This window comes from Streptomyces sp. NPDC058864 (genome assembly GCF_042742985.1).
Lineage (GTDB): Bacteria > Actinomycetota > Actinomycetes > Streptomycetales > Streptomycetaceae > Actinacidiphila.
The window spans coordinates 1-19759 of record NZ_JBHYMQ010000057.1 but is presented as its reverse complement, the minus strand read 5'-3'; the positions used below and the strand labels follow the sequence as shown (position 1 = coordinate 19759).

Below are 19759 nucleotides of genomic sequence, written 5' to 3'. Positions count from 1 at the left end.
GAAAAATTGTTGGCACCCAGTGTCTTGCAGGGTGGCACGCGGTGCCATAACGTGAGAAGTGTCCGGGCGGGCGGCGTGCTGGGATCCGTCGTACGCCGTCTGTCCCCAAGGCCCGGGCGCCTGCGTCACAGGCATTCACCGCGCCACCACGCGCTCCGCTCCATCCGTGCGACCGCCACGGACAGCAGCACCACCGCCGAACCGACGGCACCACCCTCAGCAAACCCCCGACGTTCCCTCAAGCGTCCCTACGTCGCGCTTCGCCGGAGGCATCACCGTGAAGGACATCCTCGACGCAATCATGGCGTCCGAAAGCACGGCCGCGGACTTCGCCGCGCTGCCGCTGCCCGAGTCGTACCGCGCCATCACCGTCCACAAGGACGAGGCCGGCATGTTCGAGGGCGTGGACAGCCGCGCGAAGGACCCGCGCAAGTCCCTGCACCTGGACGAGGTGCCCGTGCCCGAGCTCGGCCCGGGCGAGGCCCTGGTGGCCGTCATGGCCAGTTCGGTCAACTACAACTCGGTGTGGACCTCGATCTTCGAGCCGGTGTCGACGTTCGGCTTCCTCGAGCGGTACGGCAGGCTCTCCCCGCTGACCAGGCGCCACGACCTGCCTTACCACGTCATCGGCTCCGACCTGGCGGGCGTCGTGCTGCGCACCGGCCCCGGCGTGAACCTCTGGAAGCCGGGCGACGAGGTCGTCGCGCACTGCCTGTCCGTCGAACTGGAGTCCGCGGACGGCCACAACGACACGATGCTCGACCCCGAGCAGCGCATCTGGGGCTTCGAGACCAACTTCGGCGGCCTCGCCGAGATAGCGCTGGTCAAGTCCAACCAGCTGATGCCCAAGCCCAGGCACCTCAGCTGGGAGGAGGCCGCGGCCCCGGGCCTGGTGAACTCCACCGCCTACCGCCAGCTGGTCTCCCGCAACGGCGCCGGCATGAAGCAGGGCGACAACGTCCTGATCTGGGGCGCCAGCGGCGGCCTGGGCAGCTACGCCACCCAGTTCGCGCTGGCCGGCGGTGCCAACCCGATCTGCGTGGTCTCCTCGCCGCAGAAGGCGGAGATCTGCCGCCGCATGGGCGCCGAGGCGATCATCGACCGCACCGCCGAGGACTACCGGTTCTGGAAGGACGAGCACACCCAGGACCCGAAGGAGTGGAAGCGCCTCGGCAAGCGCATCCGCGAGCTGACCGACGGCGAGGACGTCGACATCGTCTTCGAGCACCCGGGCCGCGAGACCTTCGGCGCCTCGGTCTACGTCACCCGCAAGGGCGGCACGATCGTCACCTGCGCGTCGACCTCGGGCTACAACCACGAGTACGACAACCGCTACCTGTGGATGTCGCTCAAGCGCATCGTCGGCTCCCACTTCGCGAACTACCGCGAGGCGTGGGAGGCCAACCGCCTGATCGCCAAGGGCAGGATCCACCCCACGCTGTCGAAGACGTACCGCCTGGAGGAGACCGGCCAGGCCGCCCACGACGTGCACCGCAACGTGCACCAGGGCAAGGTCGGCGTGCTGGCGCTCGCCCCCGAGGAGGGCCTCGGCGTCCGCGACGAGGAGCTGCGGGCCAGGCACATCGACGCCATCAACCGCTTCCGGAACGTCTGAGACCGGGAGGGACCATGACCGAGCGTCAGAAGGATCGTCCGTGGCTGATGCGGACGTACGCGGGGCACTCCACCGCCGAGGCGTCCAACGCCCTGTACCGGCGCAACCTCGCCAAGGGCCAGACCGGCCTGTCGGTCGCGTTCGACCTCCCGACGCAGACCGGGTACGACCCCGACCACGTCCTCGCCCGCGGCGAGGTGGGCCGGGTCGGGGTCCCGGTCGCCCACCTCGGCGACATGCGCCGGCTCTTCCAGGACATCCCCCTGGAGGAGATGAACACCTCGATGACCATCAACGCCAGCGCCATGTGGCTGCTCGCGCTCTACCAGGTGGTCGCCGAGGAGCAGGGCGCCGACGTCACCAGGCTCCAGGGGACGACGCAGAACGACATCGTCAAGGAGTACCTGTCGCGCGGCACGTACGTCTTCCCGCCCGGCCCGTCGCTCCGGCTGACGACGGACATGATCGCGTACACGGTCAACCACCTCCCCAAGTGGAACCCGATCAACATCTGCAGCTACCACCTGCAGGAGGCCGGGGCCACACCGGTGCAGGAGATCGCGTACGCGATGTCCACCGCGATCGCCGTCCTCGACGCGGTCCGCGACTCCGGTCAGGTGCCGCAGGAGCGGATGGGTGACGTCGTCGCGCGCATCTCCTTCTTCGTCAACGCGGGCGTGCGCTTCGTCGAGGAGATGTGCAAGATGCGGGCCTTCACCCGCATCTGGGACAAGGTCACCCGGGAGCGCTACGGCATCGAGGACCCCAGGCAGCGCCGTTTCCGGTACGGCGTGCAGGTCAACTCGCTGGGTCTGACGGAGGCGCAGCCGGAGAACAACGTCCAGCGGATCGTGCTGGAGATGCTGGCCGTGACGCTCTCCAAGGACGCCCGGGCCCGCGCCGTGCAGCTGCCGGCCTGGAACGAGGCACTGGGCCTGCCCCGCCCATGGGACCAGCAGTGGTCCCTGCGGATCCAGCAGGTGCTGGCCCACGAGAGCGACCTCCTGGAGTACGGCGACCTCTTCGACGGCAGCCACGTCGTCGAGGCGAAGGTCGGCGAACTCGTCGAGCGGTCCCTCGCCGGGATCGAGCACATCCAGGAGATGGGCGGCGCCATGGCCGCCGTGGAGTCCGGCTACCTGAAGTCGCAGCTGGTCTCCTCGCACGCCGAGCGCCGGGCGCGGATCGAGTCCGGCGAGGAGAAGATCATCGGCGTCAACTGCTACGAGGGGACCGAGCCCAGCCCCCTCACCTCCGACCTGGACGGCGCCATCATGACCGTCGACCCGGAGAACGAGGCACGGGTCGTCGCCGCCCTCCACGAGTGGCGCGACAACCGGGACGAGGTGCGGGCGCAGCGGTCGCTGGAGGCCCTCAAGGCCGCGGCCGCCGGTACCGGCAACCTCATGGAGGCCACCTTGGAGTGCGCCCGGGCGGGCGTCACCACGGGCGAGTGGTCCTGGGCGCTGCGCGACGTCTTCGGCGAGTTCCGCGCCCCGACGGGCGTGAGCAGCGCCCCCGTGGCGGTCGCCGCGGAGCCGGGCACGCCGCTGGCCGAGGTCCGCCGCAAGGTGGCGCTGACCGCCGGGGAGCTGGGCGCCGGCAAGCTGCGGCTGCTGGTGGGCAAGCCGGGGCTGGACGGTCACTCCAACGGCGCCGAGCAGATAGCCGTACGGGCCCGCGACGCCGGCTTCGAGGTGGTCTACCAGGGCATCCGGCTGACGCCGGAACAGATCGTCTCGGCGGCGGTCGCCGAGGACGTCCACTGCGTGGGCCTGTCGATCCTCTCCGGCTCGCACGCCGAGCTGGTGCCGGACGTGCTGGACCGGCTCCGCAGGGCCGGGGTGGACGACGTGCCGGTCATCGCGGGCGGCATCATCCCGCCGGCGGACGCGGCCAAGCTGGTCGAGTCCGGCGTCGCGGCCGTGTTCACGCCGAAGGACTTCGGGATCACCGAGATCATCGGCAGGATCGTGGACGAGATCCGCAGGGCCAACAAGCTGGACCCGCTGGAGGTCGCCGCGTGACCCCCGCAGCGAACACCCGTACGAAAACGTTCGACACCCCGGAGGCGTAGGAGAGATGCAGTTCGGCCGTACGTATGAAGAGTTCGAGGTCGGTGCCGTCTACAAGCACTGGCCCGGGAAGACGGTCACCGAGTACGACGACCACCTCTTCTGCCTCCTGACCATGAACCACCACCCGCTCCACATGGACGCGAACTACGCCGAGAGGACCACCGACTTCGGGAAGAACGTGGTCGTGGGGAACTACGTCTACTCCCTGCTGCTCGGCATGTCCGTGCCGGACGTCTCCGGCAAGGCGATCGCCAATCTCGAGGTCGAGTCGCTCAAGCACGTGGCGCCGACCTTCCACGGCGACACCATCTACGGCGAGACGACCGTGCTGGACAAATGGCCGTCGAAGTCGAAGGACGACCGCGGGATCGTCCACGTGGAGACCAAGGGCTACAAGCAGGACGGCACCCTGGTGTGCGTCTTCCGCCGCAAGGTGATGGTCCCCACCGCCACCTACATCAAGGAGCGCGGCGGCGAGCAGCCCGGCCGCCCCGAGCTGAACGCCTAGGAGACCGCAGACATGAGCCGCCTCGCGCAGACCGACGGGCTGACCGACATCCAGCGGGAGATCCTCTCCACCGTCCGCAGCTTCGTCGACAAGGAGATCATCCCGGTCGCCAACGAGCTGGAGCACAAGGACGAGTACCCCACCGACATCGTCGAGGGCCTCAAGGAGCTCGGCATCTTCGGGCTGATGATCCCCGAGGAGTACGGCGGCCTCGGCGAGTCCCTGCTCACCTACGCACTGACGGTCGAGGAGATCGCCCGCGGCTGGATGAGCGTGTCGGGCATCATCAACACGCACTTCATCGTCGCCTACATGCTCAAGCAGCACGGCACCCAGGAGCAGAAGGACCACTTCCTGCCCCGCATGGCCACCGGTGAGGTGCGCGGCGCCTTCTCGATGTCCGAGCCGGGCCTCGGCTCCGACGTCTCGGCGATCCGCACCAAGGCGGTCCGGGACGGCGACGACTACGTCATCAACGGCCAGAAGATGTGGCTGACCAACGGCGGCACGTCCAACCTCGTCGCGGTGCTGTGCCGGACCGACGAGGGCCAACCGGAGGGCGCGGCGCCGCACAAGTCCATGACGACCTTCCTCATCGAGAAGGAGCCGGGATTCGGCCCCAACCCGAAGGTGAAGGGTCTCACCGTGCCCGGCAAGATCGAGAAGATGGGGTACAAGGGCGTCGACACGACCGAACTCATCCTCGAGGATGTGAAGATTCCGTCAAATCGCGTCCTGGGCGGTCAGAGCGGCCGCGGTTTTTACCAAATGATGGACGGTGTCGAGGTCGGCCGGGTCAACGTGGCGGCCCGGGGCTGCGGTGTCGCACAACGGGCCTTCGAACTGGGGATCGCGTACGCCCAGCAGCGGCAGACCTTCGGCAAGCCGATCGCGCAGCACCAGGCGATCCAGTTCAAGCTCTCCGAGATGGCGACCAAGGTCGAGGCGGCCCACGCGCTGATGGTGAACGCGGCCCGCAAGAAGGATTCCGGCCAGCGCAACGACCTCGAGGCCGGCATGGCGAAGTACCTGGCCTCGGAGTACTGCAAGGAGGTCGTGGAGGACTCCTTCCGCATCCACGGCGGCTACGGCTTCTCCAAGGAGTACGAGATCGAGCGCCTGTACCGCGAGGCACCGATGCTGCTCATCGGCGAGGGCACCGCCGAGATCCAGAAAATGATCATCGGCCGCCGGCTGCTCGAGGAGTACCGGATCCAGGGGTGAATGTCTGGGTTGTGACACTTTGTGCGAGCCAAAGGTCACACCCAGTCATCAAATACCGGCCACTGACTCGACTGCTGGCTTGCCCAGTTGCCGGGGACTCCCGATACCATTCACGGAAAGCCGCCGTCCCCTGCACCATCATTGCGGCACCCTCCGCTACGAAGGTCTTCCATGCCCCACAGCCATTCCTCTGCACAACGCGACAGCCGGGCCGGCGTACGCCTCGCGCGCGGAGCGTCGCCGTGGCTCCTCCCGACCGTCGCCACCGCGGCGGTCAGCCTCGTCCGCGCCCGCCGCTCCGGGCGCTGGGCGGCCGTGGCCGTCCCCACCACCGCCCTCGCGGCGGGCATGCTGTGGTTCTTCCGCGACCCCGAGCGCGAGATCGCCCAGGGCCGCGTCATCTCGCCGGCCGACGGTGTGGTGCAGAGCATCATGCCGTGGAAGGACGGGCGCACCCGCGTCGCGATCTTCATGAGCCCGCTGAACGTCCACGTGAACCGCGCGCCGCTCGCCGGCACCGTCACGTCCGTGGAGCACGTCCCCGGTGGATTCGTTCCCGCGTTCAACAAGGAGAGCGAGAACAACGAGCGCGTCGTCTGGCACTTCGACACCGAGCTCGGTGACATCGAGATGGTGCAGATCGCCGGAGCCGTGGCGCGCCGCATCGTCCCTTACGTGCCGCAGGGCACCAAGGTGGAGCAGGGCGAGCGCATCGGCCTGATCCGCTTCGGTTCCCGCGTGGACATCTACCTGCCGGAGGGCGTCGAGCCCGCCGTCGAGGTCGGCCAGACCACCGTGGCTGGGGTGACGCGCCTTGACCGTGATTGATCCCGACACCCAGGCACCGTGGGTCGCCTCGGTGGACGAGGACGACGACGATGACATGCCGCTGTCCACACGGCTGTCGATAGCGGACGGCCTCACCCTCGGCAACGCGATCTGCGGATTCATGGCGGTGTACTTCACCACCACCGGGGTGCTCGTCCCGCACCTGATGGGCAACACCGACGGCGGCATGACGCGGCACAGCGCCGCGACCGCGGTGCTGCTCATGCTCATGGCCTCGGTCTTCGACCTCTTCGACGGGCTCGTGGCGCGCAAGCTGCGCAGCTCGGCGATGGGCGCGGAGCTGGACAACCTGTCCGACCTGATCAGCTTCGGCCTGGCCCCCGCCTACTTCGTGGTCGTCTGGGGCCTGATCTCGGACGACGCCTACGGCAAGGTGTCGGCGGTGGCGGCCGTCGTGGTGCTGCTCGCGGTCGTCCTGCGCCTGGCCCGCTTCTCCTGCACGACCGTGCGGGAGGGGATCTTCCAGGGCATGCCGAGCCCCTTCGGGGCGATGACGGTCATCTCGGTCGTGCTGCTGGAGCTGCCCTTCATCCCGACGGTGCTGGCCATCGTCGGTGTGGCGTGGCTGATGGTCAGCCGGGTCGAGTACCCGAAGCCGCGTGGCCGGCTGGCGACGATCACCCTCGCCTGGATCGTGCTGAGCATGGGCTGCCTGGTCTGCTGGGCGTTCGCCGTCCCCGGCGGTGACGTGCTGCTGCAGACGGGCGCAGCCCTGCAGATCTGCGCCGCGGCGGTGATCCCGCTCTTCGCGACGACCCGCCGGGTCAACACGATCCGCAACAACCGCCGTGAGGCGCGTACGGCACAGCTTCCGTAGCCGTACGAGGCACATGCCAGGGGCCCCGAGCCGGGAAGGCTCGGGGCCCCTGGCGTTCCCGGGTCAGGCCGGCAGGTCGCGCGCGATGTCCGCGGCGAGCCGTTCCAGCAGCGGCCCGGCCTCCGCCATGCAGCGCGCCGGGTCCGGCTCGAGGTCGGTCAGGGCGTACGCCCGCCGGATGCCGGCCGCGCCCAGGGCGGCCCCGGACAGCGCGAGGCGACCGCAGACGGCGACCACGTCCACGTCCCGGGCACGGGCGGCGGCCGCGACACCGGCCGGGGCCTTGCCGTGCAGGGTCTGCTCGTCCAGCGAGCCCTCTCCGGTGATCACCAGGTCGGCCTGCTCCAGGGCGGCCGCGAAGCCGAGCATGTCCAGGAGCACCTGGACGCCGGGCCGGAAGGAGGCGCGCAGGCCCACCAGTGCCCCGAAGCCGACCCCGCCCGCCGCGCCCGCGCCCGGGGCCTCGGCGGCCGCACCGGCCCCCAGCACCTCCGCGTAGTGGGCGAGGGCGGCGTCGAGCGTCGCGACGTCCTCCGGTGTGGCGCCCTTCTGCGGGCCGTAGACGGCGGCGGCGCCCTTGGGGCCGAGCAGCGGGTTGTCGACGTCGCTGGCGAGGACGACCTCGGTGGCGGCGAGCCTAGGGTCGAGGCCGGACAGGTCCGCCGAGGCCAGTCCGGCGAGCGCCGCACCGCCCGGGCCGACCGGTTCACCCCGGCCGTCCAGCAGGCGGGCGCCGAGCGCGACGAGCATGCCCGCGCCCCCGTCGTTGGTCGCGCTGCCGCCGACGCCGAGCACGATGGAGCGCGCCCCGGCGTCGAGCGCCGCCCGCAGCAGCTCACCGGTGCCGCGGGTGGTCGCCGTCAGCGGCGCGAAGACGTCCGGCGGCAGGTGCCGCAGTCCCGATGCCTCGGCCATCTCCACCACGGCGGTGCCGTCGCGCAGCGCGTACGCGGCGGTGACCGGCTCCCCCAGCGGTCCGGTGACCTCCACCAGGCGCCGTTCGAACCCCGCGGCGACGGCGGCGTCCACCGTGCCGTCCCCGCCGTCGGCCACCGGCACGGACTCGACGACGAGACCGGGGGCGGCCCGTCGCAGCCCCGCCCCGAGCCGCTCCGCCACCTCGACGGCGGTGAGCGAACCCTTGAACTTGTCCGCTGCTATGAGCACCCGCACTGGCCGTGCGTCCGTCACTTTCATCTCCCTTACGGCAGGTCGCGCCGCTTGGACCCTATCCCGGGGCGCCCGGGCGGTACACCGTAGGCATGGCCCTCTCCGTCCTCCCCCTCGAAGACCGCGTCCTCGGCGGCTGGCTCGGCCGGATCGCCGGCAACATGCTCGGCAAGCCCGTCGAGCAAGGCGACCACTGGACCCGCGAGCGCATCGACCGTTACCTGCGCCGGGCCGGCGCGCTGCCGCTGACCGACTACATCCCGGCCCTGGACCCGCCGCCGGACCCGGCCGAGTTCGCGCTGCGCCCGGAGTGGCCGCAGTGCACCCGCGGCAACATCCACGGCAGCGCGCGGGACGACGACGTCGACTACGCGATCCTCGGGCTCGACCTGCTGGAGACGTACGGCCCGGACTTCACCACCGAGCAGGTCGGCGAGCTGTGGCTGCTGCGCCTGCCCTACCTGCAGACCTTCACCGCCGAGCGGGCGGCGTACCGCAACCTCGCAGCCGGGCTGAAGCCGCCGCTGACGGCCACGGCCGACAACCCCTACCAGGAGTGGATCGGGGCGCTGATCCGCGCCGACGTCCACGGCTGGACCTCCCCCGGGGATCCGCGACGGGCCGCCTCCCTCGCCCGCCGGGACGCCGTGCTGTCGCACACGGGCAACGGGGTGTACGGCGCGATGTGGGCGGCGGCGCTGATCGCGGCGGCGTTCACGGCGCCCGACGCCCGGGCCGCGCTGGAGTCGGCGCTGCAGCACGTGCCGCCGGGCTGCCGGCTGGCCCGCACGGTGCGGCGGACCATGGCGCTGCACGAGGCGGGGCTGGACTGGGCCGGCACCATGGCGGAGCTGGACGAGGAGACCCGCGGGCTGCACTGGATCCACACCGTCCCCAACGCCGCGCTCGTCACCGCGGGACTGCTCTACGGCGCGGGCGACTTCACCGCCACCATCACGCTGACCGTACGCGGCGGCCTGGACACCGACTCCAGCGGCGCGACGGCGGGTTCGGTGGCCGGGGTGCTCTGCGGCGCGTCGGCGATCCCGCCGCAGTGGACCGAGCCGCTGGAGGACCGCGTGCGCAGCGCGGTGTTCGGCTTCGACGGGGTGTCGATCGGCGAACTGGCCCACCGCACCGTTCGCCTGGTGCCGTAGGGTCACGCGTGTGCGATACATCGTTGTGGGAGCGGGCGCGGTCGGCGCGACGATCGGCGGCCGGCTGTACGAAAGCGGGCACGAGGTCGTCCTGGTCGCGCGTGGAGCCCACCTGGAGGCGCTGCGCGACCGCGGGCTGACCCTGCGGACACCGGACGGGACGCTGCGGCTGCCCGTCCCCGTGGCCGGCGGCCCGGACGGGCTGGCGCTCCGCGAGGACGACGTGCTGGTACTGGCCGTGAAGACGCAGGACACACAGGCCGCGCTCGACGCCTGGGCACCGGTGGCGGACCGGCTGCCGCTGATCTGCGCCCAGAACGGCGTCGCCAACGAACGCATGGCGCTGCGCCGTTTCCGCGACGTGTACGGGATGTGCGTGTGGCTGCCGTCGACCCACCTGGAGCCCGGTGAGGTGGTCGCCCCTTGCGGGCCGCTGACCGGGATCCTCCACCTGGGCCGCTACCCGCACGGTACGGACGACCTCGCGCGGGCCGTCTCCGCGGACCTGGAGAAGTCCTCCTTCGCGGCCCCGGTCGTGCCCGACGTGATGCGCTGGAAGTACGCCAAGCTGCTGTCGAACCTGGGCAACGCCGTGGAGGCGCTGTGCGGCGGCTGGGACGACACGGCCGCCGGCCTCCTCCGCCGGGCGAAGGCCGAGGGCGCGGCGGTGCTCGACGCGGCCGGCATCCCGTACGCGGGCGAGGAGGAGCAGGCGGCGGTGCGCGGGGACCGGGTGACCCTGCGGCCGGTCGACGGCTTCGCCCGGGGCGGCGGCTCGTCCTGGCAGAGCCTGACCCGGGGCACGGGGAGCGTCGAGGCGGACTGGCTCAACGGCGAGATCGTGCTGCTGGGGCGGCTCCACGGGATACCCGTACCGGTCAACGAGACGCTGCGGCGGCTCGCGAACCGCGCGGCACGCGACCGCCGCGCCCCCGGAAGCCTGGAGCCGGCGCAGGTGGCCGCCGCCGTCGAGGGCCGGGAACCCGTAGGTTGGGGCACGTGACGACCACCGAATTCTCCGCGTACATCGCCGGCCTGCCGAAGGTCCTCGCCGGGGCGAGCACACTCTTCCGCGACGCCGAGGGCCGCATCCTGATCGCCGAGACCACCTACCGCGAGGACGGCAAGTGGGTGCTGCCCGGCGGCACCATCGAGTCGGCCGACGGGGAGACCCCCCGCGAGGCGGCCCGCCGGGAGACGCTGGAGGAGGTCGGGCTGGACGTCGAGCCCGGCGCCCTCCTCACCGTCGACTGGGTGCAGGGGCCGTCGGGCCGGCCGCCGCTGACCTCGTACATGTACGACGGCGGGGTGCTCGACGAGGCCGCGCTCGGCGCGATCGTGCTGCAGGAGGAGGAGCTGTCCGCGTGGCGGATGGCGACGCCCGACGAGGCCGAGGAGTACCTCTCCCCCGGCCTCTACCGCCGCGTCCGTGCCGGATTGGCCGCGCTGGAGGACGGCGCCTGCCCCGTCGAACTGGTCAACGGCCTTCCTCCGGCGGTCGGGCAGCGGCCCACCGCGTAGCCCCGCACCCCGCGAGGTCCGGCGGTCCGCCCCTGGCGGGCGGGTCGCGAACCACGGCCCGCCCGCCGCCGACCGCCCAGGGCGCGACCGGCGTCCCGGCACATCACAGAGGGGCCGGTCCCACGGATAGCACGAACGGGCCGGCTCCCAGGGCCGGGGTCGGGCCCGGCCGGGACGCACCGTTGGTACCGGCGGGGCGACGCGCGTCCCGCAAGGGGCAACGGCGGGTGCACGCCCGGCGTCGGGGCACGGACACAGCCGACCCGACCCGCGCGGCCCCACCGCCCCCACGGGTGACCTCCGGGAGGATCCGGTCAGCGCCCCACCGCGTAGCCCTGCATCCCGCGGGGGTTGGCCGCGGAGGACAGCACGCCGGTCTCCGGGTCCCTGGCCACGGCGCACAGCCGGCCCTCGGACCAGGGGGCGGCGACGGTGACGTCGTGGCCGCGACCGCGCAGCCCGGCGATGACGGACTCCTCGAGGCGGCTCTCCACGGTGAGGCTGCCGGGCCGCATCTCCCGTGGGTGGAAGGAGCTCGGGAAGCTGTCGTTGTGCCAGTTGGGCGCGTCGACGGCGCCCTGGAGGTCGAGGCCGCCCCGGACGGGGGCGCGCAGGGCGACGCCCAGGAAGAAGTGCAGCGACCACTGGTCCTGCTGGTCGCCGCCGGGGGTGCCGAAGGCCATCACCGGCACGCCGTCACGCAGCGCGAGCGAGGGGGTGAGCGTGGTGCGCGGACGGCGGCCCGGGGTGAGGGAGTTCGGCAGCCCCGGCTCCAGCCAGGTCATCTGCAGCCGGGTGCCGAGCGGGAAGCCGAGCCCGGGGACCACCGGGTTGGACTGCAGCCAGCCGCCGCTGGGGGTGGCGGCGACCATGTTGCCCCAGCGGTCGACGACGTCGACGTGGCAGGTGTCGCCCCGGGTCGCGCCGTTGTGCGCGACGGTCGGCTCCCCGACGCCCATGGCGTCGAAGTCCGGTGCCGCGGCCGGGTCGTGGAGCGGGAAACGCGGCAGCCGAGGTGCGCGGCCACCCGGGCTGCCGGGGCGCAGCTCGTGGGAGGCCTTGGCCGGGTCGACCAGGGCGCGCCGCGCGTCGTTGTAGGCGGGCGACAGCAGTTCGGCGAGGGGGACGTCGTCCTCCGCGTCGCCGTACCAGGCCTCACGGTCGGCCATCGCGAGCTTGGTGCCCTCGACCAGGGTGTGCACGTAGTCTGCGGTGCCGTACTCCAGGTCGGCGGGATCCGGCGGCAGCAGGGCGAGTTGCTGCAGGAAGGCCGGGCCCTGGCTCCACGGGCCCGCCTTGCAGACCGTCCAGCCGTTCCAGTCGAAGGTCACCGGGTCCTCGTGGCGGGCCTCGTACGCGACGAGGTCGTCCCCGGTCAGGGTGGAGGCGTGGCGCTCGCCCGTGGTGTCCATCGCGGGACGGGCGGCGAAGGCGGCCAGCGCCTCGCCGATGAAGCCCTCGCGCCACACCCGGCGGGCCGCCTCGATCTGGGCCTCCCGGCCGCTGCCGGCGGCCTCGGCCTCCCGCAGCAACCGCCGCCAGGTGGCGGCGAGAGCGTGGTTGCGCAGCAGGGCGCCCGGACGGGGCGGACGCCCTCCGGCGAGGTACAGCTCGGCCGAGGTCGTCCACTCCGTCTCGAACAGCGCCTGGACGGAGCCGACCGTGGCGCCGACCGCCTCCACCGCGGGGTGGCCGTCCTCGGCATAGCCGATGGCGTAGGAGAGCACGTCCGCGAGCGTCTTGGTGCCGTGGTCGCGCAGCAGCACCATCCACGCGTCGAAGGCTCCGGGCACGGCGGCGGCGAGCGGACCGGTGCCGGGGACGAACTCCAGGCCCAGCGCACGGTAGTGGTCGACGCTCGCTCCGGCCGGGGCGGGCCCCTGGCCGCAGAGCACGCGGACGGGGCCGCCGGCGGGCGCGACGATGATCGGCACCTCGCCCGCGGGTCCGTTGAGGTGCGGTTCCACCACGTGCAGGACGAACCCGGCGGCCACCGCCGCGTCGTAGGCGTTGCCGCCGGCCTCCAGCACGGCCATCGCCGACTGGGAGGCGAGCCAGTGCGTGGAGGAGGCCATGCCGAAGGTGCCCTGGAGGGTGGGCCGGGTCGTGAACAATTCGGTACTCCTCGCGCCGGGGGTGCTCCTACACTCGCACGGTGCCCTACGAGCCCGAACACGTACCCCCTGTCTCGTCCATGGCGCACTCGCTCGCCCGGGTCCCCGGGGTGGTGGGGGTGATGCTCGGCGGCAGCAGGGCACGCGGTACGCACCGCCCCGACTCCGACTGGGACCTCGGCGTGTACTACCGCGGCGAACCGGACCTGGAGGCGCTCGCCGCACTGGCCGCCGAGGCCACGGGCGGCCCGGTGGAGATCGCCGGCCCCGGCGGGTGGGGTCCGTGGGTGAACGGCGGGGCGTGGCTGCGCGTGGACGGCCTGCAGATCGACTGGATCCTGCGGGACCTGGACCGTGTGCGGCTGGTGTGGGACGGCTGCCGCGCCGGCCGCTACGAGGTGGGCGTCCAGGCCGGCCATCCGCTCGGCTTCTGGTCCCCGGTGTACGCCGGCGAGGTCGCCCTCGGCCGGGTCCTGGCCGATCCGGCGGGCGAGCTGACGGCGCTGCGCGAGAGCATGCTGGTCTACCCGGAACCGCTGCGCGAGGCGCTCGTCGGGGCCTCCTGGGAGGCGGACTTCCTCGTGGTCAACGCCCGCAAGTCCGCGGGTGCCGGGGACGTCCTGCACGCCGCGTTGTGCCTGTCGCGGGCGGTCGGGGTGCTGGCGCAGTCGCTCCACGCCCACCACCGCGTGTGGTGCCTGAACGAGAAGGGGGCCCTCGCCGCCGCGGACGCCCTCCCGGACACCCCGCCCGGCTTCCGGGCCCGCGCCGAGGCGGTGCTGTCCGTCCTCGGCGACCCGGTGGCGGCGGTGGAGGAGGCCTCGGCCCTGGTCGCGGACGTACGCGCGGCACTGGGCTGACCCGCGGGAAACCCGATGGCCGGGGGCGGCCCGGTCTGCGTAACCTCGCGGCATGAGCGCGAAGAAGCCGCTTGTCGCGATCCTCAGCGGCGCGGGGATCTCCACCGATTCCGGCATCCCGGACTACCGCGGCCCGAACGGGCTGTGGCGGCGCGATCCGGAGGCCGAGAAGCTCGTGACGTACGAGCACTACATGGCCGATCCCGACGTGCGCCGCCGGTCGTGGCTGATGCGCATGGAGAGCCCGACGCTGGAGGCGCGGCCCAACGAGGCGCACGACGCGATCGTCCGGCTGGAGCGGTCGGGCGTGCCGGTGCGCGTGATCACGCAGAACGTCGACGGTCTGCACCAGATGGCGGGGCTGCCCGAACGCAAGGTGCTGGAGCTGCACGGAACGGCCCGGACCGTGGTGTGCACGCGGTGCCACGACCGGGCGCCCATGGACGACGCGCTGGCGCGGGTCCGGGCGGGCGAGCCGGACCCGGCGTGCGGGAAGTGCGGCGGGATCCTGAAGTCGGCGACCGTCATGTTCGGGCAGCGGCTCGACCCGGTGGTGCTGGGCAACGCGATGGCCATCGCCAAGGGGTGCACGGTCTTCGTCGCGGTCGGCACCAGCCTGCAGGTGCAGCCGGCCGCGTCGCTCGCCGGGATGGCGGCGGAGCACGGCGCGCGGCTGGTGATCGTCAACGCCGAGCCGACGCCGTACGACGGGATCGCGGACGAGCTGGTGCGCGAGCCGATCGGGAGTTCGCTGCCCGCGCTCCTGGACAAGATCGCCCGGGAGGCCGCCGCGGGGTGACGCGCGTGCCCCCGGACGAGATCGTCCGGGGGCACGGCTCACGACGGCGCTGCGGCTACCAGCGGTGGTGGACCTGGGCGCGGATGCTCCGGTCGTACAGGTCCCGCACGGCGTCCAGCGTGCTCTGCGGCAGCGCCGGCAGCGCGGCGGCGTCGGCGTTGGCGCGGGCCTGCTCGACGTTGCGGGCGCCGGGGATCACGGTGGTGACGCCGGGCTGCTGGATGATCCAGCGCAGGGCCGTCTGGGCCGGGGTCGCGCCCTCCGGGGAGAGGGCGGTGAACTCGGCGGCGGCCTCCAGGCCGGTCGCGTAGTCGACGCCGGAGAAGGTCTCGCCCTGGTCGAAGGACTCGCCGTGCCGGTTGTAGGTGCGGTGGTCGTCGGCCGGGAAGACCGTGTCCTTGGTGTAGCGGCCGGACAGCAGGCCGGAGGCGAGCGGTACGCGGGCGATGATGCCCACCCCTGCCTCGACAGCGGCCGGCAGCACCTGCTCCAGGGGCTTGAGCCGGAAGGCGTTGAGGATGATCTGTACGCTCGCGACGCCGGGGCGGGCGATCGCGGTCAGCGCCTCCTCGCAGGTCTCGACGCTGACGGCGTAGGCCGCGATGCGCTGCTCCTCGACGAGGGTGTCGAGGGCGTCGAAGACGGCGTCCGAGGAGTAGACGGCGGTCGGCGGGCAGTGCAGCTGCACGAGGTCGAGGGTGTCGACGCCCAGGTTGGCGCGGGAACGGTCGTTCCAGGCGCGGAAGTTGTCCAGGACGTAGTTCTCGGGGACCTGGGCGACCCGGCGGCCCATCTTCGTGGCGACGAAGATCCCGGCGTCCGGGCGCTCCCGCAGGTAGCGCCCGATCAGCTGCTCGCTGCGCCCGTCGCCGTAGACGTCCGCCGTGTCGAAGAGGGTCACGCCCTCCGCCACGGCCGCGTCCAGGACCGCGAGTGCGTCCTCCTCGCGGACCTCGCCCCAGTCGGCGCCCAGCTGCCAGGTGCCGAGACCCACGACGGACACCTTGCGGCCCGTCCTGCCCAATACGCGCTGCTCCATGCCGTCGATGCTAGTCGCTGCCCCGCCGGCCGCGGCGACGGGGCGGGCGCTACCGGCGGGCGGCCCCCTCCAGGTGGCGGCGCACGGCACGGGCCGCGTGGTGGCCGGACATGCCGTGGACACCGGGGCCGGGCGGGCTGGCGGAGGAGCAGATGAAGACCCCGGGGCGCGAGGTGCTGTAGGGGTTCCACTTCGGCTTGGGGCGGAAGGCCATCTGCAGGCCGGCGAAGGCCCCGCTGCCGATGTCGCCGCCGACGTAGTTGGCGTTGCGGGCGGCGAGTTCGGCCGGTCCGCTGACCGCCCGGGCGAGGACGAGGTCCCGGAAGCCGGGGGCGAAGCGCTCGATCTGCCGGTCGACGGCCTCGGTGGCGTCGCCGCGCCAGCCGTTGGGCACGTGCCCGTACGCCCAGAAGACGTGCTTGCCCTCGGGTGCCCGCCCCGGGTCGACGACGGAGGGCTGGGCGGTGATGAGGAACGGGGTCTGCGGCGGCCGGCCGCGCACCGCCCGGTTCAGGGCGTCGCCGATCTCACCGAAGGTGGGCCCGATGTGCACGGTGCCGGCCCGCCGGGCCTCGGTGGCGGTCCAGGGCACAGGGCCGTCCAGGGCGTAGTCGATCTTCCAGACCGCCGGTCCGTAGCGGTAGTGCCGGTACGCGTCGCCGAGCCCGGCGATGCGCGCCAGCGCGGTCGGCGAGGTGTCGAAGACGTACGCGCGCGCCGGCGGCAGCTCGTCGAGCTTGCGGACCATGACGCCGGTGTGGACGGTGCCGCCGAGCATCCGCAGGTAGGAGGCGAGGGCGTCGGCGATCGACTGGGAGCCGCCGCGCGGGACCGGCCAGCCGACCTCGTGGCCGGCGACGGCGAACAGCAGCGCCGTCGCGCCGGTGAGCGGGCTGGTCAGCGGCGCGATGGCGTGGGCGGCGAGACCGGCCAGCAGTCCGCGTGCCTTCTCCTCGCGGAACAGCCGGGCGAGCACGGCCACCGGCGGGAGCCCGGTCAGTCCGAAGCCGGCGAAGCGCAGCGGGTCGCGCGGCAGTCCCCGCCACTGGGGGCGCAGGAAGTCGTGGGCGAGGGTCGGCCAGCGGCCGACGTACGGAGCCAGTAGCCGGCGGTAGGTGCCCGCGTCGCGCGGTCCGAGCGAGGCGGCGGTCGCACCGACGGTGCGGTCCAGTACCGCGGCGGTGCCGTCGTCGAAGGGGTGCGCGAGCGGCAGCTCGGGGTGGAGCCAGTGCAGTCCGTGCTCGCCGAGCGGCATCGCGTTGAACGCGGGCGAGCCGGCGCCAAACGGGTGGACGGCGGAGCAGGGGTCGTGGCGGAAGCCCGGCAGGGTCAGTTCCTCGGTGCGGGCGCCGCCGCCGACGTGGTCGGCGGCCTCGAAGATCTCCACCGAGTGGCCGGCGCGGGCGAGTTCGACCGCGGCGGTCAGGCCGTTGGGCCCGGCGCCGACGACGATGACGTCCGTGACGTGTGTCCTGCTCATCGGTCACCTGCCATGAGGCCGACGACCCGTCGCGCGGTCGCCTCGTCACGCGCCACGGAGAAGGGGAAGGCGTTGCCGCCGCCGATCCGGAAGGGCACGCCCTCGGCGGTGACGCTGGCGCCGCCGGCCTCGGCGACGAGCAGCACGCCGGCCGCGTGGTCCCAGGGCGATTCCCAGGTGAAGGCGACGGCGTCGATGGCGCCCCGGGCGACCTCCAGGTAGTCCAGCCCGGCGCAGGTGCACTGCCGGGCCTCTACGCCGTCGGTGCCGAGCCCCTCGAACCGGCGCCGCTCCTGTTCGTCGAGGAAGGCGAACTGCGAGGTGGCGACCTTGAGCGCGGCCCCGCCGGAGTCGCGGGCGGTGCGGATCGGCTCGCCGTTGAGCCGGGCGCCCCCGCCGCGGCGGGCGGTGGCCATCAGGGCGAGGCGTGGGACGTACGTCCAGCAGGCGTGGACCTCGCCGCCGCGCGCGAGGGCGACGAGGGTGGCGAACTCGGGCCTGCCGGCGACGAAGTTGGCGGTTCCGTCGACGGGGTCGACGATCCACACGGGGTCGTCGCCGCCGATGCGGCGCAGTATGCCCGGGTCGGCGTGCACGGCCTCCTCCCCCACCACGACGGAACCCGGCAGCAGCGCCGGCAGTTCCTCGGCGAGCCGCAGTTCCGCCTCGCGGTCGGCGACGGTGACCAGGTCCCCCGGTCCGGTCTTGTGGCTGATGTCGGCGGCGCCCAGCTGTCGCCAGCGCGGCACGACCTCCGCCTCGGCGGCCGCACGCACCGTGTCCTCGACCGCCTTGAAGAGTGCGTCATCGATCACTCCTCCATCAGACCAGATCGGCCGCGGCGCCGCGCACCCGCCGTGGCTTTGGCGGGTTCACGCCGCCCGCGCGCCGGGTGCCGCCTTCCGCATCAGGGCGGTGTACAGCAGGAACGAGGTCGCCAGGCCGACCGCCCAGCCGTAGTCCGCGAGCGGCTTCAGCAACGGGATCAGGCCGTCGACGGGGAACGGGCCCTGCTCGCGGCCCTCGGCGTCCACGGTGGAGTAGGAGCCGCCGACCGCCAGCAGGCCGCCCACGAGGAGGGCGAGCACCGCCCGCCAGTTCCAGCCCCGGCGGTACCAGTAGCGTCCGGCGCCCGCCTCGTACAGCTCGGGCAGCGCCAAGTGCGTGCGCCGGACGACCCAGTAGTCGGCGATGAGGACCCCGGCCACGGTGCCGAGGACACCGCCGACCACGCCCAGCCAGGTGAAGATGTACAGCTCGGGGGTGGAGGTCAGTTTCCACGGGAAGATCAGCACCCCGACGACGCCGGTGATCAGCGCGCCGGTACGGAAGTCGACGTGCCGGGGCGCGAGGTTGGACAGGTCGTACGCCGGAGAGACCACGTTGGCCGCGATGTTGACGCTGAGGGTGGCCACCAGCACCGTGACCAGGGCGTACAGCAGGCCGAGGACGTTGTCGGTCTTCCCGGCCAGTTCGACCGGGTCCCAGATGGCCTTGCCGTACACCGCCTGGGAGCCGGAGGTGACGAGCACCGACAGGACGGCGAAGAAGGTCATCGTGGTCGGCAGGCCGAGCGTCTGGCCCCAGACCTGGGCGCGCTGCCCGGCCCCGAAGCGGGTGAAGTCGGGGATGTTGAGCGAGAGCGTCGACCAGAAGCCGATCATGCCCATGAGGGCCGGGAAGAAGACCTTCCAGAAGTCCCCGCCCCAGCCCAGTTCCGAGGGCTGGTCCAGCAGGTGGCCGAGGCCGCCCGCCTTGTTCGTCATCCAGACCAGCAGGACGACGGCCCCGACGAGGACGAAGGGCGCGGCCCAGTTCTCGAAGCGGCGCAGGGTCTCCATGCCGCGGTAGATGATGGCGAGTTCCAGCGCCCAGAAGGCGAGGAAGCAGACCCACAGCGTCCACGGGTAACCCGCCACGTGCGCGGCGCCCGCCCAGCCGCCCCAGATCTTGCCGAGCAGGACGAAGATGCCCTGACCGCCGATCCAGGTCTGGATGCCGAACCAGGCGCAGGCCACGGCGGCGCGCAGCATCGCCGGGAGGTTGGCGCCGCGCACCCCGAACGAGGAACGCGCCAGCACCGGGAAGGGGATGCCGTACTTGGGACCGGCGTGGCCGGTGAGCAGCATCGGGACCAGCACGATGACGTTGGCGAGGGCGATGGTGAACACCGCCTGCTTCCAGTCCATGCCGAGGGCGACCAGACCCGAGGCGAGGGTCCAGGAGGGAATGTTGTGCGCCATCCCGATCCACAGCGCGGTGAAGTTGTAGGTGGTCCAGTGCCGCTTGGCGATGGGGATCGGCAGCAGGTCCCCGTTGGCGTACGGGCCGTGCGGCACGGCCGCGTCGAGGCGGAGCTCGACGCGGCCGTCGGGGTGCGTGATCTGGGCGGGCGGCGTGGGGGCCGGCATGGGCGCGGTGCTCGCCCTCAGCCGCGGAGCGCGGGGATGACGGTGGAGCCGTAGACGTCGATCACGGACTCCCTGGCGTCCTGCATGTCGTACAGGGCGAACTGGTCGACGCCGAGG

General features: G+C 72.5%; 17 protein-coding genes. 11 read left to right on the top strand and 6 right to left on the bottom strand.

Features of this window, described 5'->3' with window-relative positions:
* The first annotated feature begins 277 nt into the window (after positions 1–277).
* The 6 genes from ccrA (at position 278) to pssA (ending at position 7091) form a co-directional block, all read left to right on the top strand.
* Positions 278–1615 (top strand): crotonyl-CoA carboxylase/reductase, encoded by a 1338-nt coding sequence (gene ccrA / locus ACFW3D_RS31570; protein ID WP_500509959.1) that lies wholly within the window; start codon positions 278–280, stop codon positions 1613–1615.
* A 14-nt stretch (positions 1616–1629) separates the two neighbouring features.
* The gene (locus ACFW3D_RS31565; protein WP_500509957.1) at positions 1630–3642 is read left to right on the top strand and encodes a protein meaA; all 2013 of its coding nucleotides are present in this window, start codon (positions 1630–1632) and stop codon (positions 3640–3642) included.
* Between the two features lie 55 nt (positions 3643–3697).
* Positions 3698–4201, top strand: coding sequence for a MaoC family dehydratase (locus tag ACFW3D_RS31560; protein WP_396569326.1), 504 nt, complete (start codon positions 3698–3700; stop codon positions 4199–4201).
* Positions 4202–4213: 12 nt separating this feature from the next.
* Positions 4214–5425 carry an acyl-CoA dehydrogenase family protein gene (locus ACFW3D_RS31555; protein WP_500509955.1) on the top strand — a complete coding sequence of 404 codons (1212 nt, stop codon included), beginning with the start codon at positions 4214–4216 and terminating at the stop codon, positions 5423–5425.
* A 171-nt stretch (positions 5426–5596) separates the two neighbouring features.
* Positions 5597–6253 carry a phosphatidylserine decarboxylase gene (locus tag ACFW3D_RS31550; protein WP_499601401.1) on the top strand — a complete coding sequence of 219 codons (657 nt, stop codon included), beginning with the start codon at positions 5597–5599 and terminating at the stop codon, positions 6251–6253.
* Positions 6240–7091, top strand: coding sequence for a CDP-diacylglycerol--serine O-phosphatidyltransferase (gene pssA, locus ACFW3D_RS31545; RefSeq protein WP_089222787.1), 852 nt, complete (start codon positions 6240–6242; stop codon positions 7089–7091). Before ACFW3D_RS31550 ends, pssA begins: the two co-directional genes overlap by 14 nt.
* 63 nt (positions 7092–7154) lie before the next feature.
* On the opposite strand, the gene ACFW3D_RS31540 is transcribed toward pssA, so the two are convergent.
* Complete coding sequence (locus ACFW3D_RS31540; protein ID WP_500509953.1) at positions 7155–8288, bottom strand: glycerate kinase; 1134 nt, start codon at positions 8286–8288, stop codon at positions 7155–7157.
* A 65-nt stretch (positions 8289–8353) separates the two neighbouring features.
* Here ACFW3D_RS31540 and ACFW3D_RS31535 point away from each other — a divergent pair, with 65 nt between their 5' ends.
* From ACFW3D_RS31535 to ACFW3D_RS31525, 3 genes are read left to right on the top strand one after another with little or no spacing between them, the layout of a single operon-like run.
* A complete protein-coding gene (locus ACFW3D_RS31535; RefSeq protein WP_500509951.1) occupies positions 8354–9418 on the top strand; it encodes an ADP-ribosylglycohydrolase family protein in 1065 nt (354 codons plus the stop codon).
* Positions 9419–9428: 10 nt separating this feature from the next.
* Positions 9429–10421: a ketopantoate reductase family protein gene (locus ACFW3D_RS31530; RefSeq protein ID WP_500509949.1), complete on the top strand. Its 993-nt coding sequence runs from the start codon at positions 9429–9431 to the stop codon at positions 10419–10421.
* On the top strand, positions 10418–10939 hold the full coding sequence (locus tag ACFW3D_RS31525) for an NUDIX domain-containing protein (RefSeq protein ID WP_500509946.1): 522 nt from the start codon (positions 10418–10420) through the stop codon (positions 10937–10939). The genes ACFW3D_RS31530 and ACFW3D_RS31525 overlap by 4 nt, the downstream gene beginning before the upstream one ends.
* A 314-nt stretch (positions 10940–11253) precedes the next feature.
* On the opposite strand, the gene ACFW3D_RS31520 is transcribed toward ACFW3D_RS31525, so the two are convergent.
* Positions 11254–13053 carry a gamma-glutamyltransferase family protein gene (locus ACFW3D_RS31520; protein WP_500509943.1) on the bottom strand — a complete coding sequence of 600 codons (1800 nt, stop codon included), beginning with the start codon at positions 13051–13053 and terminating at the stop codon, positions 11254–11256.
* A gap of 80 nt (positions 13054–13133) precedes the next feature.
* Here ACFW3D_RS31520 and ACFW3D_RS31515 point away from each other — a divergent pair, with 80 nt between their 5' ends.
* Both ACFW3D_RS31515 and ACFW3D_RS31510 read left to right on the top strand, forming a co-directional pair.
* Complete coding sequence (locus ACFW3D_RS31515; protein ID WP_500510032.1) at positions 13134–13913, top strand: nucleotidyltransferase domain-containing protein; 780 nt, start codon at positions 13134–13136, stop codon at positions 13911–13913.
* 52 nt (positions 13914–13965) lie between these two features.
* Positions 13966–14712 (top strand): SIR2 family NAD-dependent protein deacylase, encoded by a 747-nt coding sequence (locus tag ACFW3D_RS31510; protein WP_500509941.1) that lies wholly within the window; start codon positions 13966–13968, stop codon positions 14710–14712.
* Between the two features lie 55 nt (positions 14713–14767).
* Here ACFW3D_RS31510 and ACFW3D_RS31505 read toward each other — a convergent pair whose 3' ends face one another.
* The 4 genes from ACFW3D_RS31505 to ACFW3D_RS31490 are packed head-to-tail and all read right to left on the bottom strand — an operon-like array spanning position 14768 to position 19642.
* On the bottom strand, positions 14768–15751 hold the full coding sequence (locus tag ACFW3D_RS31505) for an aldo/keto reductase (protein WP_500509938.1): 984 nt from the start codon (positions 15749–15751) through the stop codon (positions 14768–14770).
* A gap of 49 nt (positions 15752–15800) precedes the next feature.
* Positions 15801–17231 (bottom strand): phytoene desaturase family protein, encoded by a 1431-nt coding sequence (locus ACFW3D_RS31500; RefSeq protein ID WP_500509936.1) that lies wholly within the window; start codon positions 17229–17231, stop codon positions 15801–15803.
* Positions 17228–18046 carry an inositol monophosphatase family protein gene (locus ACFW3D_RS31495; protein WP_500509934.1) on the bottom strand — a complete coding sequence of 273 codons (819 nt, stop codon included), beginning with the start codon at positions 18044–18046 and terminating at the stop codon, positions 17228–17230. Before ACFW3D_RS31495 ends, ACFW3D_RS31500 begins: the two co-directional genes overlap by 4 nt.
* A gap of 57 nt (positions 18047–18103) precedes the next feature.
* A complete protein-coding gene (locus tag ACFW3D_RS31490; RefSeq protein ID WP_500509932.1) occupies positions 18104–19642 on the bottom strand; it encodes an NCS1 family nucleobase:cation symporter-1 in 1539 nt (512 codons plus the stop codon).
* Positions 19643–19759: the final 117 nt, after the last annotated feature.

Bases quoted from the DNA above. Each gene is read 5' to 3' on its own strand.
- ACFW3D_RS31565 (WP_500509957.1), top strand. From the start codon at position 1,630: ATGACCGAGCGTCAGAAGGATCGTCCGTGGCTGATGCGGACGTACGCG.
- ACFW3D_RS31535 (WP_500509951.1), top strand. From the start codon at position 8,354: ATGGCCCTCTCCGTCCTCCCCCTCGAAGACCGCGTCCTCGGCGGCTGG.
- ACFW3D_RS31540 (WP_500509953.1), bottom strand. From the start codon at position 8,288: ATGAAAGTGACGGACGCACGGCCAGTGCGGGTGCTCATAGCAGCGGAC.
- ACFW3D_RS31505 (WP_500509938.1), bottom strand. From the start codon at position 15,751: ATGGAGCAGCGCGTATTGGGCAGGACGGGCCGCAAGGTGTCCGTCGTG.
- ACFW3D_RS31560 (WP_396569326.1), top strand. From the start codon at position 3,698: ATGCAGTTCGGCCGTACGTATGAAGAGTTCGAGGTCGGTGCCGTCTAC.
- ACFW3D_RS31500 (WP_500509936.1), bottom strand. From the start codon at position 17,231: ATGAGCAGGACACACGTCACGGACGTCATCGTCGTCGGCGCCGGGCCC.
- ACFW3D_RS31550 (WP_499601401.1), top strand. From the start codon at position 5,597: ATGCCCCACAGCCATTCCTCTGCACAACGCGACAGCCGGGCCGGCGTA.
- ACFW3D_RS31490 (WP_500509932.1), bottom strand. From the start codon at position 19,642: ATGCCGGCCCCCACGCCGCCCGCCCAGATCACGCACCCCGACGGCCGC.
- ACFW3D_RS31510 (WP_500509941.1), top strand. From the start codon at position 13,966: ATGAGCGCGAAGAAGCCGCTTGTCGCGATCCTCAGCGGCGCGGGGATC.
- ACFW3D_RS31555 (WP_500509955.1), top strand. From the start codon at position 4,214: ATGAGCCGCCTCGCGCAGACCGACGGGCTGACCGACATCCAGCGGGAG.
- ACFW3D_RS31515 (WP_500510032.1), top strand. From the start codon at position 13,134: ATGGCGCACTCGCTCGCCCGGGTCCCCGGGGTGGTGGGGGTGATGCTC.